Origin of the sequence: Salmonella sp. SAL4457 (assembly GCF_046548235.1) — a bacterium.
In the GTDB taxonomy this organism is placed as follows: Bacteria; Pseudomonadota; Gammaproteobacteria; order Enterobacterales; family Enterobacteriaceae; genus Salmonella; species Salmonella enterica.
In genome coordinates, this window is the sequence record NZ_JBGDZO010000229.1 from 1 (window position 1) to 320 (window position 320).

Below are 320 nucleotides of genomic sequence, written 5' to 3' on the forward strand. Positions count from 1 at the left end.
GATCAGCGACAGCGCCATCAGGTAGGTCACCGTGATCAGGAACTGCCGGACCAGCACGTCCGGCACCACCACGCCGAGGCTCAGCACGCCGATCAGCATCACGCTGACGATCGACAGCACCCAGGGACCGGAGCTGATCAGCCCGGCGTAGAGGTAGGCGCGCAGGGTCGCCGTATAGGAATCGCGGGAAAGGATCTTCCGCAGTTCGAAGCCGATGCCGGCCATGTCATGCAATCTCCGTGGCTTCGCGGTACAGCCCGCGGTAACGTCCGAGCATCAGCGCCTCGGTGTAGTAGCGTTCGACCCTGTCTCTTATACCC

At 63.1% G+C, this 320-nt stretch carries 1 protein-coding gene; it reads right to left on the bottom strand.

The window, feature by feature from the left end:
• The coding region (gene pelG, locus ACLJNW_RS24040) for an exopolysaccharide Pel transporter PelG (RefSeq protein ID WP_333555429.1) at positions 1 to 225 on the bottom strand (225 nt) is incomplete at its 3' end.
• Positions 226 to 320 lie beyond the last annotated feature (95 nt).